General features: G+C 40.6%; 20 protein-coding genes and 1 other annotated feature. Of the genes, 6 read left to right on the plus strand and 14 right to left on the minus strand.

The window, feature by feature from the left end:
- Window positions 1–157: 157 nt before the first annotated feature.
- The 5 genes from ACSU6B_RS07260 to zapA all read right to left on the minus strand — a co-directional run bounded on the left by ACSU6B_RS07260 (window position 158) and on the right by zapA (window position 5,570).
- Complete coding sequence (locus ACSU6B_RS07260; protein ID WP_215000965.1) at window positions 158–565, minus strand: DUF350 domain-containing protein; 408 nt, start codon at window positions 563–565, stop codon at window positions 158–160.
- Window positions 566–584: 19 nt separating this feature from the next.
- Entirely contained in the window at window positions 585–2,942 is a 2,358-nt protein-coding gene (locus ACSU6B_RS07265; RefSeq protein ID WP_410883962.1) for an endonuclease MutS2, read from the minus strand.
- Window positions 2,943–2,955: 13 nt separating this feature from the next.
- Window positions 2,956–4,674, minus strand: a complete 1,719-nt coding sequence (gene polX / locus ACSU6B_RS07270) for a DNA polymerase/3'-5' exonuclease PolX (protein ID WP_410883964.1) — start codon at window positions 4,672–4,674, stop codon at window positions 2,956–2,958.
- Between the two features lie 75 nt (window positions 4,675–4,749).
- Entirely contained in the window at window positions 4,750–5,304 is a 555-nt protein-coding gene (locus ACSU6B_RS07275) for a CvpA family protein (RefSeq protein WP_410883966.1), read from the minus strand.
- 5 nt (window positions 5,305–5,309) lie between these two features.
- Window positions 5,310–5,570: a cell division protein ZapA gene (gene zapA, locus ACSU6B_RS07280; RefSeq protein ID WP_410883968.1), complete on the minus strand. Its 261-nt coding sequence runs from the start codon at window positions 5,568–5,570 to the stop codon at window positions 5,310–5,312.
- A gap of 107 nt (window positions 5,571–5,677) precedes the next feature.
- Here zapA and rnhC point away from each other — a divergent pair, with 107 nt between their 5' ends.
- The gene (rnhC, locus tag ACSU6B_RS07285) at window positions 5,678–6,625 is read left to right on the plus strand and encodes a ribonuclease HIII (RefSeq protein ID WP_410883970.1); all 948 of its coding nucleotides are present in this window, start codon (window positions 5,678–5,680) and stop codon (window positions 6,623–6,625) included.
- A 63-nt stretch (window positions 6,626–6,688) separates the two neighbouring features.
- The gene (locus tag ACSU6B_RS07290) at window positions 6,689–6,979 is read left to right on the plus strand and encodes a 4a-hydroxytetrahydrobiopterin dehydratase (RefSeq protein ID WP_410883972.1); all 291 of its coding nucleotides are present in this window, start codon (window positions 6,689–6,691) and stop codon (window positions 6,977–6,979) included.
- Window positions 6,980–7,113: 134 nt separating this feature from the next.
- Here ACSU6B_RS07290 and pheT read toward each other — a convergent pair whose 3' ends face one another.
- From pheT to ACSU6B_RS07305, 3 genes are all read right to left on the minus strand, one after another.
- On the minus strand, window positions 7,114–9,528 hold the full coding sequence (gene pheT / locus ACSU6B_RS07295; RefSeq protein ID WP_410883974.1) for a phenylalanine--tRNA ligase subunit beta: 2,415 nt from the start codon (window positions 9,526–9,528) through the stop codon (window positions 7,114–7,116).
- Between the two features lie 58 nt (window positions 9,529–9,586).
- A complete protein-coding gene (pheS, locus tag ACSU6B_RS07300) occupies window positions 9,587–10,624 on the minus strand; it encodes a phenylalanine--tRNA ligase subunit alpha (RefSeq protein WP_410883976.1) in 1,038 nt (345 codons plus the stop codon).
- Between the two features lie 522 nt (window positions 10,625–11,146).
- Window positions 11,147–11,896, minus strand: coding sequence for a TrmH family RNA methyltransferase (locus ACSU6B_RS07305; RefSeq protein ID WP_410883978.1), 750 nt, complete (start codon window positions 11,894–11,896; stop codon window positions 11,147–11,149).
- Between the two features lie 119 nt (window positions 11,897–12,015).
- On the opposite strand from ACSU6B_RS07305, the gene sspI reads away from it, so the two are divergent.
- Window positions 12,016–12,222, plus strand: coding sequence for a small acid-soluble spore protein SspI (gene sspI, locus ACSU6B_RS07310; RefSeq protein WP_088089203.1), 207 nt, complete (start codon window positions 12,016–12,018; stop codon window positions 12,220–12,222).
- A gap of 87 nt (window positions 12,223–12,309) precedes the next feature.
- Here sspI and ACSU6B_RS07315 read toward each other — a convergent pair whose 3' ends face one another.
- A complete protein-coding gene (locus ACSU6B_RS07315) occupies window positions 12,310–13,395 on the minus strand; it encodes a M42 family metallopeptidase (protein ID WP_410883980.1) in 1,086 nt (361 codons plus the stop codon).
- Between the two features lie 245 nt (window positions 13,396–13,640).
- Between ACSU6B_RS07315 and ACSU6B_RS07320 the strand changes: the two genes are divergently transcribed.
- Both ACSU6B_RS07320 and ACSU6B_RS07325 read left to right on the plus strand, forming a co-directional pair.
- Window positions 13,641–14,597: a GerAB/ArcD/ProY family transporter gene (locus ACSU6B_RS07320; protein WP_410883982.1), complete on the plus strand. Its 957-nt coding sequence runs from the start codon at window positions 13,641–13,643 to the stop codon at window positions 14,595–14,597.
- Window positions 14,549–14,911 (plus strand): Ger(x)C family spore germination C-terminal domain-containing protein, encoded by a 363-nt coding sequence (locus tag ACSU6B_RS07325; protein WP_410884069.1) that lies wholly within the window; start codon window positions 14,549–14,551, stop codon window positions 14,909–14,911. Before ACSU6B_RS07320 ends, ACSU6B_RS07325 begins: the two co-directional genes overlap by 49 nt.
- A 189-nt stretch (window positions 14,912–15,100) precedes the next feature.
- Here the strand turns inward: ACSU6B_RS07325 and dut are convergent, their stop codons facing one another.
- Window positions 15,101–15,535, minus strand: coding sequence for a dUTP diphosphatase (gene dut, locus ACSU6B_RS07330; protein ID WP_410883984.1), 435 nt, complete (start codon window positions 15,533–15,535; stop codon window positions 15,101–15,103).
- A 170-nt stretch (window positions 15,536–15,705) separates the two neighbouring features.
- On the opposite strand from dut, the gene ACSU6B_RS07335 reads away from it, so the two are divergent.
- Window positions 15,706–16,083 (plus strand): sigma-w pathway protein ysdB, encoded by a 378-nt coding sequence (locus ACSU6B_RS07335; RefSeq protein ID WP_410883986.1) that lies wholly within the window; start codon window positions 15,706–15,708, stop codon window positions 16,081–16,083.
- An 18-nt stretch (window positions 16,084–16,101) separates the two neighbouring features.
- Here the strand turns inward: ACSU6B_RS07335 and ACSU6B_RS07340 are convergent, their stop codons facing one another.
- From ACSU6B_RS07340 to infC, 4 genes are all read right to left on the minus strand, one after another.
- Window positions 16,102–16,362: a DUF1294 domain-containing protein gene (locus ACSU6B_RS07340; RefSeq protein WP_168245285.1), complete on the minus strand. Its 261-nt coding sequence runs from the start codon at window positions 16,360–16,362 to the stop codon at window positions 16,102–16,104.
- A 98-nt stretch (window positions 16,363–16,460) separates the two neighbouring features.
- Window positions 16,461–16,820 (minus strand): 50S ribosomal protein L20, encoded by a 360-nt coding sequence (rplT, locus tag ACSU6B_RS07345; protein WP_168245286.1) that lies wholly within the window; start codon window positions 16,818–16,820, stop codon window positions 16,461–16,463.
- A 38-nt stretch (window positions 16,821–16,858) separates the two neighbouring features.
- Window positions 16,859–17,059 carry a 50S ribosomal protein L35 gene (rpmI, locus tag ACSU6B_RS07350; RefSeq protein WP_066258063.1) on the minus strand — a complete coding sequence of 67 codons (201 nt, stop codon included), beginning with the start codon at window positions 17,057–17,059 and terminating at the stop codon, window positions 16,859–16,861.
- Between the two features lie 17 nt (window positions 17,060–17,076).
- Window positions 17,077–17,580, minus strand: coding sequence for a translation initiation factor IF-3 (infC, locus tag ACSU6B_RS07355; RefSeq protein WP_142292242.1), 504 nt, complete (start codon window positions 17,578–17,580; stop codon window positions 17,077–17,079).
- A 149-nt stretch (window positions 17,581–17,729) separates the two neighbouring features.
- Window positions 17,730–17,861, minus strand: a sequence feature (ribosomal protein L20 leader region).
- Between the last annotated feature and the right edge of the window lie 35 nt (window positions 17,862–17,896).

The following is a 17,896-nucleotide window of genomic DNA, read 5'->3' on the forward strand; positions in this document are numbered from 1 at the left end:
TCCACTCTTTTAAACGATAAAAAAATCACCGCTGATATATCTCAGCGTTGATTTTGAGTTAAGCAAAAAACAACATATAGATCAAGCCGATTAGCAAAAACAAGCCGCATAATCCAAGAAGTACTTTAGCTAAGGTCTCCACTTTTTTATTCTCCCTTTACGTAATTCCTGCACCGATTACAATCGATAAGCCAATAGAAATAACCATCGAAATAAAACCAACTGCGCGGTTATCCTTTTGGATTTCTTCGTCAATTTTGAATTTTGGCGTTAAAAATTCAAAGATAAAATAACCGACTATTAATAGTATAAAGCCATAGATTCCCCAACCAACCATTGCAAGCAGCGAATTATTCTGCTCAATTGTATAGCGAAAGATATTGGCGACGCCCAAAATTTTCCCTCCGGTTGCCATCGCCACAGCTACATTACCTTTTTTGATTTCTTCCCAATTTTTATATTTGGTTACCATTTCAAAAATCGCTAAAAAGACAACCAAGCATAAAATCACAACGCTATAATTAGCAGCTATTTGGATATATTCATTCTCCCAAAACTGGTCCATTGCCAAAACTCCCCGGACATTATTTAAACTCCACGATGGTTACGCCTGATCCACCTTCGCCGGCTTCCCCAAAGCGAATTTTTTTAACTTGACGATGGTTTCTTAAGTATTCCTGAACTCCCTGTCTTAATGCACCAGTCCCTTTCCCGTGGATAATCGAAACACGCGGATAACTGGATAGCAGGGCATCATCAATATATTTTTCCACCTTAAGAAGCGCATCTTCATACCTTTCCCCGCGTAGATCTAACTCCAGTTTAACAAATGAATCCCGACCTTTTACAATCGCCATCGGCTTGGTTTCTACTTGTTTCGGGGTACTCATATATTCGATGTCTTTTTCTTTTACTTTCATTTTGAGAATTCCGATTTGAACCTGCCATTCATTCGAAGAAACTCTGTCAACCAGCGTGCCTTTTTGACCAAAGGTAAGCACTTTCACCTCATCACCAGGCATATACGTATGTTTTTTCACTTTCTTATTTGCGAGCTTGGCTGATTTTGGGACTTCCGGTACTGCACCTTCTAGACGCCGCTTTGCATCAATTAATTCATGCTCCTTAATTTCTGCGTGCTTTTCTGTTCTCATTTTACGCAGGTCGCGGATTACCTTGTCGGCCTCACTTTTCGCCTCTTCCACGATTTCTCCAGCTTTTTCTGCTGCCTTTTCGAGCATAGAGTCTTTTTTCTCGTAAAACTCCATCAGTTGGTTTTGCAGGTCTTGATGAAGCTTTTCAGCAGATTTTAAATAATCGCGGGCTTCCTCCTGCTCTTTTTCTGCCAGCCGTTTGCTGTCTTCCAAGGATGCTATCATCTTATCGATTTGGTTCGTATCTTCACTCACATGGGAACGTGCAGCCAGAATGACCCGTTCATTTAAGCCCAGCCGTTTCGAGATTTCAAAGGCATTACTCCGGCCTGGGACTCCTAGCAGTAGTTTATATGTAGGGCTTAATGTTTCAACATTAAATTCAACACTCGCATTTAACACACCCTCACGATTATAACCATATGCCTTTAACTCCGGATAGTGGGTCGTAGCAATCACCCTTGCCCCGCGTTTGTGGACCTCATCTAATATCGAAATAGCTAAGGCAGCGCCTTCCTGTGGATCCGTTCCCGCACCTAGCTCGTCAAATAACACAAGGCTATTAAAATCCACTCTATTTAAGATTTCGACGATATTGACCATATGGGAGGAAAATGTACTTAAGCTTTGTTCAATCGACTGTTCATCGCCAATATCAGCATACACAGCATCAAAGACGGCAAGCTCAGATCCGTCATAGGCTGGAACCTGCAATCCCGCCTGAGCCATTAATGTACATAAGCCCAGTGTTTTTAAGGTAACTGTTTTACCGCCCGTATTCGGGCCAGTAATCACAATAGTAGTGAAGTCTTTCCCAAGCATGATATCGTTAGCAACCACTTCATCGATCGGAATGAGCGGGTGTCTTGCCTTATATAAAGCAATTCTCCCCTCATTATTCATAATCGGCATTGATGCTTTTATTCGTTTCCCATATCTTGCTTTTGCAAAAATAAAGTCCAAATTAGCCAGGACTTCCACGATCACTTTGAGTTCGCTCTCATGCTCGGCTGCTTCAGCTGATAGTGCTGTTAGAATTCGATCGATTTCCAGCTGTTCCTTGACACGAATATCCTGCAGCTGATTATTTAACTGGACAATGACCTGAGGCTCGATAAACAGTGTTTGTCCGGATGCACTCTGGTCATGAATAATTCCGCCGTAGTGACCGCGGTACTCCTGTTTAACAGGAATAACAAAGCGGTCATTACGAATGGTGACTATGGCATCGGAAAGCATTTTGCTGGCATTTGATGACCGAATCATACTTTCAAGTTTTTCCCGAACCCGTGACTCATTGGACCTGAGTTGATGCCTTAATGAACGAAGCAGGTCACTTGCGCTGTCTAACACCTCGCCGCTTTCATCAATCGCTTGTTTGATCGATTGCTCGAGATTGGTGAGCGGAATAATCCGCTCTGCTTGTTCAGATAAAATCGGAATTTCTGTTCTTTCGTCAGCGAAATCCTCAATAAATCGTTTCATTTGCCGGCTGGCATGGATGGTGCTAGCAATTTGGACCAGTTCATGCGGACTTAACACACCGCCAATTACGGAACGTTTGATGTGTGCAAGAATATCATGGACACCTGAGAGTGGAACATTTCCTTTTACACGAAACACGGTTGCCGCCTCATCTGTTTCTGCTTGAAGTTTGACCACTTCATCAAAATCAGTGGAGGGGACTAAGTCCTTTATTTTTTTTCTACCAAGTGACGATGCAGCATGTTCTAAAAGCTGCTCTTTTACTTTAGTAAATTCTAATACCTTTAAAGCTTTTTCTTGCATGGAGATAACCTCCTTATCCTCGATTATGCAAAAATTCTAGCAGGTCATTTTTATCTAGTGCATTTATTACGGATGATTTTTTGATCCAGCCCTTTTTGGCTGCAGAAACACCAATTTCCATATGCTTTAATGTATCCATTTTATGTGCATCGGTATTGATGAGAATTTTCACTCCTGCATCCTGTGCTCTTCGTAAATATTCAGCTGCAAGGTCAAGCCGGTTGGGATTGGCGTTTAATTCTAGCGCCGTATTGGTTTCTTTGGCGAGTTGGATAAGTAAATCAATATCGACATCGTACCCTTCGCGGCGGCCGATTTTTCTGCCGGTAGGATGGGCAATTAAATCCACATGAGCATTCGTCAACGCGTTTTTAAGACGCTCCATAATTTTTTCCTTTGATTGGGAAAAAGCAGAATGTATGGAGGCAATAACGAAATCCATATCAGCTAGAAATTCGTCGTCATAGTCGAGCGTGCCATCAGGAAGAATATCCATTTCCACACCGGCTAGGATAAGAAAATCGTCGTACTTTTCATTTAATTTTTTAATTTCTTCTCTTTGTTTTAAAAGTCTTTCACGAGTTAGACCATTCGCCACCTTTAAATACTGTGAATGGTCAGTGATCGCCATATATTGATAACCTCTAGCCCGGCAGACTTGAGCCATTTGTTCGATCGAATGGGCACCGTCACTCCAAGTGGAATGCATATGAAGGTCACCCTTGATATCTTCGAGCTCAATTAATTCCTCAGTAGCAGAGAACGTTTCCACTTCCCTACCGTCCTCTCTAATTTCCGGAGGAATGAATGGAAGATCAAAATGCTTGAAAAATTCTTCTTCAGAAGAAAACGTACGAATTTCCCCCGTCTCCACGTTTTCAACGCCATACTCACTGATTTTTTCACCGCGTTCCTTCGCTAATTGTCGCATCCGGACATTATGTTCTTTTGATCCGGTAAAGTGGTGCAAGGTGGTTGTAAATTCTTCCGGCTTAACCAGACGGAAATCAGCGGAAATATCATAATCATATCCAAAAACTACCGAAACCTTGGTATCGCCCGCACCAATCACTTCTTTTATATTTGGCAATTCCAATAGATGCCCGCGCACTCGTTCCGGTTCATTAGTGGCAATAATAAAATCAAGGTCTTTGATCGTCTCTCTCATCCGGCGCAAACTTCCGGCACGTGAAAACCGATGAATATCTGGTAATTCGGTTAAGGTTGCTTCAATTTGCTCTGCAATCGGAAGCATGTAAGCTAACGGCAATCGATCCGGTCTTGAGCCGACATTGGCAATTGCGCTTAGAATTTTTTCTTCTGTTTTTTTACCAAAACCAGCGAGCCCTTGTACTTGCCCTGCTTCACAAGCTTCTTTTAAACTGGAAACATCAACGACTTTTAATTCTTTGTATAGTTTAGCAATTTTCTTTCCGCCAAGCCCCGGAAGCTGCAATAACGGGATTAGACCTGTTGGGACTTCCTCCTTCAACTCCTTTAATACCGAAGAAGTACCATCCTTTATGTATTCATCAATGACAGCGGCCGTGCCTTTACCGATTCCAGAAAGAGCGGTAAAGTCTTCAATCTCCGTTACGTCGCGTTCGTCGGCTTCCAAAGCGTTAGCCGCTTTCCGAAAGGCTGAAACCTTGAAAGGGTTTTCCCCCTTTAACTCCATATAGACCGCAATCGTTTCTAGCAAACGAATGATTTCTTTTTTATTAACTTCCATTTAATTATCCACCTACCTATTATTTAGCATTTTCATTTTATCCTACTTTAAGGCATGAATAGAAAAACTTCTCTGCTACAGAGAAGTTAAAGCAGCTGTATATTCAATCCACATGCTCTTTATTTGCTGTGAAAGGATAGGAGTGTGATTCACAATTGCTTTTGCCATAATCGAATGATCCAAAGCATTTTGTAAAAATTCAATTGGTACCAGGGCTGAAATATATAATAAAATAAAAATAACTAAATATATTTCAATGAAACCAAAAAGGCCTCCTGCCCAAACATTTAACTGCCTAAGTACTGGCAAATGGGCAATAAAGTCAAGCATTGAACCAATAATTTGCAATAACACTTTTACAGCAACAAAGATAATAACAAAGGCAATCGCTCGGTAAAAAGCTGCCTCCATATTACTGCTATCAGTTAGAAGTTTTAATGTGGCAATATTTCCAAAGTTTGGATAAGGAATCCATAATGTTAACTTGGGGGCTAACTGTTCGTAGTATGAATTTGCCACTACATATGCAATAATAAAACCTATTAAATGAACAAGCTGCAGTATTAAGCCTCTTTTTAGGCCTACAAAGAATCCAATAATTAAAAAGATGATAATTGCTAAATCCAACATATTTTTTAGTCCTTTTCTTTTAGTATTTCTGATTGAAGCCGATCCAATTGGTCTTTCATTTTGAGATAATCATTGACTGCGTTTACGGCTGTTAAAACGGCGAGTTTACTTGCGTCTAAATTTGGATTCTTAGAACTGATTTCGCGCATTTTATTGTCAACTAATGAAGCCACATGCCGGATGTGGCTTGGACTTTCCGTGCCCATAATAACGTAAGCTTGACCGTATATATCTACGGTTGTTCTATTTTTTTGATTATTCGACAACGTCCTGCCTCCATTCAGAGAATCCTACTCTATATCATAACATGAACCGTTATCTGTGGAAAAGTTAAAGCATATTTTATATTATTTAGAAATGTGGTGTTTGTAGTATGGGTAATGTTGTATTGAATTTAGAAATGAATAAGATAATGGAAATGAGAAACTTTTACGGAAAAAATTTATTAGATAAAAACATCCCTGGAAGTGTGTTTGCAGCGAAAACGTCTGCTTGTATGATCACAGCTTATAAATCAGGTAAAGTTTTATTTCAGGGAAATGATAGTGAAAAAGAGGCAGGTCGATGGGGCAGTGCAAGCGCCTCCTCAAAGAAGCCGAGCTCTTCCCATTCGAAATCTGTTGCGAAGGGTGACCTTCCAACTGGCATCGGACAAATGTCTGCCATTGGTTCAGATGAAGTCGGTACGGGAGACTTCTTCGGGCCGATTACAGTGGTGGCAGCCTACGTGAAAAAGGAAAATATCCCTTTATTAAAAGAATTAGGTGTCCGCGACTCGAAGGATTTAAACGATGAAAAAATCATTGCGATCGCAAAGGTCATTAAAGATATTATTCCATTTAGTTTGATGACGTTAAAAAACGAAAAATATAATCAGGTTCAGCAGTCAGGCATGTCGCAAGGGAAAATGAAGGCAATTTTACATAATCAAGCGATCTTAAATGTGTTAGACAAAATTTCACCTGAGAAACCTGAGGCGATTCTCATCGACCAATTTGTTCAAGCTAGTACCTATTTTCAGCATTTAAAAAGCCAAAAAGCGATTGCCAAAGAGAATGTTTATTTTAGTACGAAAGCTGAAGGTATCCATTTGGCTGTCGCTGCTGCAAGTATTCTCGCCCGCTATGCCTTTATCCAATATATCGATAAACTTAGTGAGGCGGCCGGCTTTAAGATCCCAAAAGGTGCCGGGGCACAGGTGGATGTAGCAGCAGCCAAGCTGATTATGAGCAAAGGCCGCGACATCCTCCCATCTTTTGTTAAGCTCCACTTCGCTAATACCGACAAAGCGACGGCACTTGTTAATAAAAAACGAAAATGACATGTTTTTTGGAGTTGTTACGAATAGAATAGATATATAGAATCGGTTTTTGGAGGGATAGTGGTGGCAAATCGACTAAGTGAAGCGGAGATTACTTCCGCTGTTGCGGAATTATCAGGCTGGAAACTGGACGGAAAATTCATCGTGAAAAAGTACCGCTTCCGTGAGTTTTTACAAGGCGTGGCGTTCGTGAATGTCATTGCCCAGCTCTCGGAAGAAAAAAATCATCACCCATTTATTGCGATCGATTATAAATTAGTGACATTAAGACTAACCTCGTGGAATGCAGGCGGATTGACCGATTTAGACATGGTCTTAGCGAAAAACTATGACTCCATTTTTGAGAAAATATAATTTAATGCGGAATTTGAAGGAGGTTTTCCTTTGGTGCAACCTCTTTTTGTGATTTTTAGCGATTTTTTTTAATCCCTCAGAAATACAAAAAAGCCAGCCCGAAAATCTACACATCCGGGCTGGCTTCTATTAATTTAACCTCTTAGAACGGCTCCTGCCTTTTCTTTCAAGGTATTAAGCACTTTCTCATGAACCTTCGTTACCTCTTCATCAGTCAACGTACGCACTGGATCAACATATTTCAAAGAGAAAGCGATCGATTTCATGCCCTCTTCCATCTTGTCTCCCTCATATAAATCAAACACGTTAACCTCTTTCAAGAGCGGTGCACCAGTTGTTAATATAATTTCCTTTAGGGTGCCTGACACCGTTTCTCTGTTTACCACAAGGGCAATGTCTCTTGTGATTGACGGGAAGCGCGGGATGGCTTCGTATTGTAATGCCGGTGTTTCTGCTTCAAGTACTGCTTTTAATGAAAGTTCAAATACGTAGGTATCTTTCAAATCCAGCTCTTTTTGAACCGTTGGGTGGACTTGCCCGATAAAGCCGATTTTCTCACCGTTTAGGTGAATTTCCGCTGTACGGCCAGGGTGCATACCATCTATCTGTGCTTGAACAAATTGAACTTGTTCAAGTAAGCCAAGCTTAGCAAACATTCCTTCTAAAATGCCTTTAACAACGAAGAAGTCAACAGCCTTCTTCTCCCCTTGCCAAGAATGACTGGACCAAAGCCCGGTAACGGCTGCTGCTAAATGTTCTTTTTCAGTTGGAAGAGTGTCTGTGCCATTTGCTAAGAACACCGCACCTGTTTCATATACACCCAAACTATCGTTTTGGCGAGCACTGTTATATTTTAATACTTCCAAAAGTTGTGGCATGATGCTCAAACGAAGGATGCTGCGCTCTTCACTCATTGGCATCGCGAGACGGATTGTATCACGTTTCTCAAGTGCAAATTGGGCTGCCTTTTCCTCACTTGTCAGTGAATACGTAACAGCTTGGTATAAGCCTGCTCCCTCAAGATATTGACGAACCACACGGCGCTTTTTCTGATACTCAGACAAACCACCTGGTGTAGTTGATCCAATCGGCAACGTTTTTGGAATATTATCATAACCAAAAAGGCGAGCTACTTCTTCCAGTAAATCTTCTTCTATCTTAATATCTCCGCGGCGTGTCGGTGCCGTTACGGTGATGGTATCTTCTTCGATACTTACACCGAATTGAAGACGATCAAAGATTTCCTTCACGTCCTTCATCACAAGGTCTGTGCCAAGGACACGATTGATTTTTTCTAAAGTAATCGAAATAACTGCCGGCTCAACCGTCATTGTGTCTGCTTCAGCAGCACCTTCTAATACTTCACCGCCCGCGTATTTTGCCATTAGATAGGCGGCACGCTCTCCAGCAGCACGAACACGATTCGGGTCGACACCTTTTTCAAATCGAGCGCTCGCTTCACTTCTTAAACCATGATCTTTCGAAGCTTTTCTGATCGTAGCCCCGTTAAAGTAAGCTGATTCAAGTAAAACAGTCGTTGTGTCTGAAATTACTTCTGAATTTGCTCCCCCCATAACACCAGCTAGGGCAACAGGTTCAGTTCCATTTGTAATGACTAAATGATCAGCTGTAAGTGTGCGTTCTGCATCATCGAGCGTGACAAATTTCTCCCCATCTGCTGCACGGCGGACAAGGATTTCTTTTGAACCTAAGCGGTCATAATCAAACGCATGAAGCGGCTGACCGTATTCAAGAAGAATATAGTTAGTAATATCAACCACGTTATTGTGTGGACGAATTTCTGCTGACATCAAGCGCGTTTGCATCCATAAAGGTGATGGACCGATTTTTACATTTTTAATGATTTTTGCCACATATAATGGATTATCTTCTTTTGCCTCAACGACAATTTTCACATAATCAGATGCTTTTTCAGTTGCAGACTGAAGATTCGTTTCCGGAAGTTTAACCTCTCTCCCAAGGATCGCCGCCACTTCATAGGCAACTCCTAGCATGCTTAAGCAATCCGCACGATTTGGAGTCAAGCTCAGCTCAAGGATCTCATCGTCACGATTTAACATGGCAAGTGCATCAACACCCACTTCAGCATCCGCTGGAAAAACAAAGATTCCCTCAGAATATTCTTTCGGTACAACTTTTCCTTCCATCCCTAACTCAGTAAGCGAACAAATCATTCCGTTCGATTCTTCGCCGCGTAGTTTCGCCCGTTTAATTTTAAAATTACCTGGAAGAACTGCACCAACTGTGGCCACTGCAACCTTTTGACCTTGGGCCACATTCGGAGCACCGCAAATAATTTGGACCGGTTGTTCTCCGCCGACATCAACAAGACACTTACTTAATTTATCAGCATTTGGGTGCTGCTCGCGTTCAAGGACATGACCAACGACTACGCCTTGGATGCCGTCGTTAAGGATTTCTACTCCTTCGACCTCAATACCGCTTTTTGTAATTTTTTCAGCTAATTCAGATGCAGTTACTCCAGTTAAATCAATATAATCCTGGAGCCATTTATATGAAACGAACATGTCGTCATCCTCCTTTATTTTTATCAAGCTTCAACGGCTTGGGTTGAAGCATTCAGTTTCACTCGTGTTTTGAAAATTGTTTTAAGAAACGAACATCATTTGTATAGAAATGCCTGATATCATCCACACCGTACTTTAACATCGCAATCCGCTCTGGTCCCATACCGAAAGCAAAGCCAGTGTATTTTTTAGAGTCATATCCAGCCATCTCAAGAACGTTAGGATGGACCATACCGGCACCGAGAATTTCGATCCAGCCTGTTCGCTTACAAACGCTGCAGCCATGACCGCCGCAGATTTTACAAGAAATATCCATTTCTACTGAAGGTTCAGTAAATGGGAAAAAGCTTGGACGCAGGCGGATTTCACGATCTTCGCCGAACATTTTTTTCGCAAAAACTTCTAATGTTCCTTTTAGGTCACTCATGCGGATGTTCTCACCGACCACAAGACCTTCGATTTGCATAAATTGATGGGAGTGTGTCGCATCATCATTATCACGACGGTACACCTTTCCTGGGCAGATAATTTTGATAGGACCCTTGCCTTGGTGCTTTTCCATCGTACGAGCTTGAACAGGTGATGTATGGGTACGGAGCAGGATATCTTCTGTGATATAGAAAGAGTCCTGCATGTCGCGGGCCGGGTGCCCCTTCGGTAAATTTAGCGCTTCGAAGTTATAATAATCCTGCTCTACTTCAGGACCTTCCGCTACCTGATACCCCATGCCAATGAATAAATCCTCAATTTCTTCGATGATTCTTGTCAGTGGATGGTGGTTTCCAACCTTAACTGGTCGTCCTGGGAGGGTAACATCGATGCTTTCAGAAGCTAATTTTTCTAAAACAGCCGCCTCTTCTAACCCCGTATGTTTGGCTTCAATTTTAACGGCAATCGCTTCACGGACTTCGTTTGCTAATGCCCCCATAACTGGACGCTCCTCAGCAGAAAGCTTTCCCATTCCGCGTAGTACTTCCGTGATTGGGCCCTTTTTACCTAGGTAGGCAACACGAATGTCATTTAATTCTTTTAAGCTTACCGACTTTTCAATTTTTTGAATAGCCTCTTCCTGCAATTCCTTTAAACGTTCTTGCATGTCAATTCCTCCTTAATATTAATCAGTTGATCGGTGTCAGGCACCAATGAAAAAACAAAAAAACCCCATCCCTGGAAAGGGACGAGGTTTATAGTTCGCGGTACCACCCTTGTAAACACGTTATGTAAAGAAACATTGTGTTCGCTTCATTCGGATAACGGCATCTGCCGGTGCATCTTTACACGAAAAGCGGAAGCGCCCTGGTCAGCCCCGACAAGCATAAGACAAGCGCTTCGGAAGGCGTGCATTTTGCCTTCCGTAGTGATTGGCTTATGACCTCGAGGGGCTGGGCGCTGTAGCTGGACAGTAATCTACTCTCAAGCTATTGCTATTTATTGTGGTCCCGATGCCAACTCAGGAGGTGAACTTCGCTTATCCTTTCCATAAAAGTGCTTTCAGTCGCGGCACTTTCTCCCTAAATGGTCACTAAATAAGGTACTTTTCTCCGTCATCGTTCTTTAATATTCAATATTGTTCATTATTATATAATAATTTCCCTGTAAAGGTCAAACTAGTTTCCGCCTATTTTTTCAAATAATAGAGCAGAATCCCTGTTGCAACGGCAACATTCAAGGATTCACTTTTGCCGTAAATCGGGATATACAGGTTGGCTGTGGTGCTTGAGAGTATGTCTTTCCCGACGCCATTCCCTTCGTTTCCAACGATCAGGGCAAACGAATCACCTGTGGAAATGTCAGTATATTCAGATGCCCCTTCAAGTGCTGTACCGTATACAGGAATATTTTTTTCCTGAAGTTTGTCCATCCATTCATGAAGGTCGCCGCTTATAATCGGAAGGTGAAAATGGCTTCCTTGTGCCGACCTAAGGACCTTTGAGTTGTAAATATCCACACTTCCCCGTCCTACCACAACGGCGTCGATCCCTGCTGCATCTGCTGTGCGAATCATTGTTCCGAGATTTCCTGGGTCCTGAACGGCATCAATAAATAGGAAGGTCTTGGCATCTACCACTTCAGCATTTGCTATTTGGCAAACCCCATAAACTCCTTGTGGTGCCTCTGTATCTGTTAATGCATTCGATATCTCTTCCGTGACTTGTATTACTGGCGTCGAACCAGTATCGAAGCGGGAAGGTAAATCTACTTTTTCAGAAACGATGATTTCTACAATTTGCTCTCCTTGTTTTAGCGCTTCCTCCACTAAATGAAAGCCTTCAACTAAAAATGTTCCTGACTTATCCCGTTCTTTTTTGGTTAAAAGCTTTTTCCACTGTTTTACTTTAGGGTTATTTATTGATTCAATATATTTCAAAGCCCGCTCTCCTTTTAAAATTACGATGATTTTTTAATTATAGCCTAATAAAAATACATAATAAAACCAAAAGTAGAAAAACTATTTAAGAAATACAGGATAAAAAGGAGTGCATATACATGAATTTAAATTTACGTAATGCCATTGTTCACAATGTTTCGGGAAATACACAAGATCAATTAGAAGATACCATTGTTGATGCCATTCAAAATGGGGAAGAAAAAATGCTCCCAGGTCTTGGTGTTTTATTTGAAATCATTTGGAAAAATTCATCCGAAGATGAGAAAAAGGAAATGCTTACAACCCTTGAAAGCGGGTTAAAGTAATCATTTGTTGAAGCTGCCGATTACCCATCGGCAGTTTTTTATTTAAAAAAATCCCCGGCAAAGTTCATCCGGGGACCCCACAAAAAGTTATTCAAACGTAATTTTATCAACAGTCTCTCGGTCTAAGCGCTTAATAACTTCGACAATCAACTTCACTGCGTTTTCATAATCATCACGATGGAGCATAGCCGCATGTGAATGAATATAGCGCGTCGCAATCGTAATCGGAAGCGCCGGAACCCCATGATGTGTCAAGTGGATTGACCCTGCATCTGTACCACCGCCAGGAATGGACTCGAATTGATAAGGGATGTTCAATTCATCGGCTGTATCGGTCACTAAATCACGTAAACCTTTATGCGCTACTAGTGAGGCATCATAGATAACAACTTGTGGTCCCTTCCCCATCTTACTCATTGCTTCTCTTTCCGAAATTCCAGGTGTATCTCCGGCAATACCGACATCAACAGCAAAGCCGATATCCGGTTTGATTTTTGCAGTGGCTGTCTTAGCACCGCGCAACCCTACCTCTTCTTGAACATTACCTACCCCATAAACAACGTTCGGATGATTTACAACCTTTAATTGTTTCAGGACATCAATGGCAATTGCACAGCCAATCCGGTTATCCCAAGCCTTGGCTAATAGCATTTTTTCATTGTTCATCACTGTAAATTCAAAATATGGCACAACCATATCGCCCGGACGAACGCCCCATTCAGCGGCTTCCTCACGGCTAGATGCACCAATATCAATAAACATGTCTTTAATTTCAACCGGTTTCTTGCGAGCTTCCGGTGATAAAATATGCGGAGGCTTAGAACCGATAATCCCGGTTAAATCTCCTTTTCTTGTAACAATCGTCACACGCTGTGCAAGCATTACCTGCCCCCACCAGCCGCCAACCGTTTGAAAACGAAGGAAACCTTTGTCATCGATTTGAGTAATCATAAACCCGACTTCATCTAAGTGACCAGCTACCATGATTTTTGGGCCGCCCTCTTTACCTACCTTTTGAGCAATCAAACTGCCAAGTCCATCGGTTGTGATTTCATCAGCGAATGGAGCTATGTATTTTTCCATGACCTCGCGAACTTCACGCTCATTGCCGGGAATCCCCTTGGCATCAGTTAACTCTTTTAACATCGTCAAGGTTTCATCTAGTTTTTCCATTATTTCGCCCCCTTTGTATAGGTACAATTTTATTATACAGAAGTAAATTGTAAAGTTACAAATTTCGCTCTGATTGGTTTAAATAACTCAGCATCCTTTGATTCTTTAAGAGGTTCACGGAATCTAGTCTTCATGGATAACATGTATCTTTATGGAGAATATTAAGTAAAAAGGAATACTTTGTTAAGGACGGGTTTGCTTTTGTATGTCATAAGCCTTTTTTACTGCAAAAGGGAGATAAATTAATGATTAAGGAAAAAATCAGTGCAATCCAGCTTTTTTATTTAATGGCAGGCTATGTATTAGGCACCGCGATGATTTTGGGATTAGGGGCAGACACGAAGCAGGATGCATGGATCTATATCTTAATCGGAATGGTATCCAGTCTATTATTAATGGTTGTTTATACGCAATTATCAACCTATTATTCAGTGGATACACTCGTTCAGATGCTTCCAAAGATAATCGGAAGGTTTCTTTCCTATCCCATTATCCTGCTTTATATTGCGCATTTTACCTATTCTGCTGCAAGAGCGTGCAGAGAATTGGGGGATCTGATTGTCTCAACCATCCTAACTGAAACCCCAATCTTAGTGATAATAGGAAGCTTTATGGTGTTAATGATATATTGCTTGTTGGGCGGAGTAGAGACTTTGGGGCGAATGGCCGAAATCGTCTTTCCTATATATATTTTTGCACTTATCCTGATTTGGCTTCTATTACTAAGTGTTGATCCATTTGATGTAAAAAATCTAACTCCTGTATTAGGTAATGGTGTAACGCCCCTATTGAAAAAAGCAGTTCCAAAAGCCATAAACTTCGCATTTGGCGAAACCGTTGTTATTATGATGTTTTTTCCTTTTCTAAGTAATAAACAAAATATAAGAAAGATAGGATTGTTCAGTCTAGTTATCGGAGGAATCCTGTTAACAGTTAATTCTATTATGATGATTTCTACATTAGGACCGGAAATTTACAGCCAGGACCTTTTTACACTGCTTGCTGCAACTCAAATGGTTTCTGTTGCAGACTTTCTTGAGCGGTTTGATGCCCTTGTTATTTTAATGATGGTAGCAGGAGTATTTTTTAAGGTGGGAGGATTTACATTGAAGTCCCAAAGGAAAAAGGCGGGGGAAATATTAGTTTTGATATTATTAGATCAAAAACCAAAATTCTTCCCCATCTTGAACATGGACAAATGAAACTTACTGTAAATGTTACTTCAGAACTGAGTGCAATTGAAAATTCTTCAAAGCTAGTATTATTTAATCCAAAAGTAATCGAAGATACCCAAAAAAAAATTGAAAAGGAGATTAAAGCTCGAATTCAATTGGTAGTAAATGGGGCTCAAAAAGACTTTCAATCAGACATATTTGGATTTGGCCAAGCCGTTTACAGAGAATATCCAAAAGCATGGAATACGTTTTATAAGAAGAATTGGAACCAGGAGTTTTCACAAGTAGACGTAACCATCCATTCAAAAGTTTTTATAAGAAGAATTGGCTTAAGTAAGTGAAGAAATACTTCATAAAAAAAATAGAAAATGTTCTAATCTTTTTTGGTATAAAAGGGGAACCATACCTATTTTTATTCTCAGAAGATTATCGATTAAAATAGTATGAAAAGGGACATTCTCACCTTATTAAAGAAATTTGATGCTGCAAAGCCCAAATTCTAATTAAGGAACGAATGTCCAATAATACTTTTATTTACCGGAAGAACCGAATCCACCTTCTGATCTACCCGTATCCGATAATATTTCTGTTTCTATAAGGTTAACTTTTAATACTGGGGCAATAACCATTTGGGCAATTCTCATTTGTTTTTCAATTGTAAAATCCTCTTTCCCATGATTAATAAGGATAATTTTTATTTCCCCTCGGTACCCTTCATCAATAGTCCCAGGACTATTAAGCACAGTTATGGAGTGATTTAAGGCTAGACCGCTTCTAGGCCTAATCTGCGCCTCGGTTCCTTTAGGTAATTCAATTTGTATACCCGTTCTTATTAAACCAGCTTCCCCTGCTTTGATTATTTTTTCCTCTATAGAAAATAAATCTAATCCAGCATCACCTTCATGTGCTCGATAGGGTAATAAAGCATCATCGTTTATTAATTTAACTTTCAATTTATATTCCATTTCGAACCTCGTTTCAAGAAATTTTTATGTAGCTTAATTGTTGATTAATATATTGTCTTTTTTTTACTATTGTTTAATAATCAAGCCCGCCAATTTCTATAAATGATAAAAGTGAAACTTTTTTCCTGATGAATCGTATTAGAAGGAAAAAAGGTGTAGGAGGCTTAGCCATGATATGGTTGCTGCGCTTCGTATTGTTGTTTTTCCTATTCTTCTTATTTAGCTATGTGTTAAAATCCCTTTTTACATCGAAACGAAAACTAGAAGCTGCCCGTAAACATAACCGTTTTTTATTAATTGATGATCAGGATGTCAGAAAAAATTTCTTACTTACTTATAAAGGTGCTATATTTGCTGGTGAGAAATACATGGGTGCTGCTGACAACACCTTTGACGTCGTCTCGATCATCATCTCTCCTGAAAATGAAGTCTCGCTAAAAGGGCTAGTTAAGGATGACTTCTTTTATATGGATAAAAAAATCCTTGAGTGTTATCCGAATGCTGAAATCCATTGGAAAAGTCCGGTGAAGGAATTTTTGCAGGATTAGCCGCCATTCATGCTCTTTTTAGAGCAGAAACTTAATGAGAAGAACGAGTTCGATTACTGCTAGGACAGGAAAACCAATCTTAAACGATGTATGCTTCGTTTTATGGCGGTAAAGCTGCATCCCTGCCGTCGTACCGACAGCGCCCCCAAATAATGCCACCAGCCACAAGGTCCTCTCTCGGATTCGGTACTCATGTTTTTTTGCCCGCTTCTTATCCTCCCACATAATCACGAGTCCTGCGATATTCATGATTAGATAGGCCAATAACCATATTTTCATATCCAATACCCCCTTATAGAAAAAGCCATCCTCATCTAAGAGAATGGCCTTTACATATGTCTAGCTCCAGCGCCTAAGGGCGCTTTTAGCTTTTCTAATTACTTGTTAATGTTTTGTTTTGCAGCGTTTGCTAATTCAGCAAATGCGTTTGCATCGCTTACTGCTAATTCAGCAAGCATCTTGCGGTTTACTTCGATACCAGCAAGCTTTAAGCCATGCATTAAACGGCTGTAAGAAAGACCGTTGATACGAGCTGCTGCATTGATACGAGTAATCCATAATTTACGGAAGTCGCGTTTTTTCTGACGACGATCGCGGAAAGCATACATTAATGATTTCATAACCTGTTGGTTAGCAACTTTGTATAATGTATGTTTTGAACCGTAATAACCTTTTGCTAATTTAAGAACTTTTTTACGACGCTTGCGCGTAACTGTACCGCCTTTTACACGTGGCATGTAATTTCCCTCCAATATATAAATCGATCACTAAATTTTTACTTCATGTAAGTTAACATTTGACGAATGCGTTTGAAATCACCTTTAGAAACAAGGGATGCTTTGCGAAGCTTACGCTTTGCTTTTGTAGATTTGTTAGCAAATAAGTGGCTTGTATAAGCGTGGTCACGTTTAAGTTGACCTGAACCAGTTTTCTTGAAACGCTTTGCAGCGCCACGGTGAGTTTTCATTTTTGGCATTTGGGATATCCTCCTTATTACTTGTCGATTTTAGGTGCTAAAACCAGGAACATGCTCCGGCCATCCATTTTAGGATGGGATTCGATCGTTGCAACTTCCTTGCACGCTTCTGAAAAACGGTCTAACACACGTTGACCAATTTCTTTATGGGTAATCGCCCGGCCCTTGAAACGGATTGAAGCTTTTACCTTGTCGCCTTTTTCCAAGAACTTAATCGCATTACGTAACTTTGTATTAAAGTCATGCTCATCAATCGTTGGGCTGAGACGAACTTCTTTAGTAGTAATGATTTTTTGATTCTTCCGAGCTTCTTTTTCTTTCTTTTGCTGTTCGAATTTAAACTTGCCATAGTCCATAATTCTGCCGACTGGAGGCTTTGCATTTGGTGCTACTAGTACCAAATCAAGATTCACTCTTCCAGCAATCTCTAAGGCTTCAGTTTTGGTTTTAATCCCTAACTGTTCGCCATTTTGATCAATTAGGCGGATTTCGCGAGCGCGAATGCCCTCATTTAACAACATGTCTTTGCTAATAATTAGCCACCTCCAAGGTTTTATCACGAATACAACGTTTTGGTCAAGAAAATCATAAGGAACCCTTTTCAACCTAAACGTCTGACACCCTATTGAATCAACAGGTAGTAAAGCTTTTTAGCAGTGCTATTAAGTGAACAAACAAAAAAGTGCGGATGAATGCACCCACACTTTACAGAACATAAGTAATAAAACCAAAAAGTTCACGTAAACCTGCCAACTGCCAATTGCGTCAATCAGGTGAGAAGCGGGTGCTTCTTCTTTTCCCAAAAACAAGTATTCAATTTTTCACCTTAGTTAATAT

Origin of the sequence: Neobacillus sp. C211, assembly GCF_051842875.1 — a bacterium.
Classification (GTDB): domain Bacteria; phylum Bacillota; class Bacilli; order Bacillales; family Cytobacillaceae; genus Neobacillus.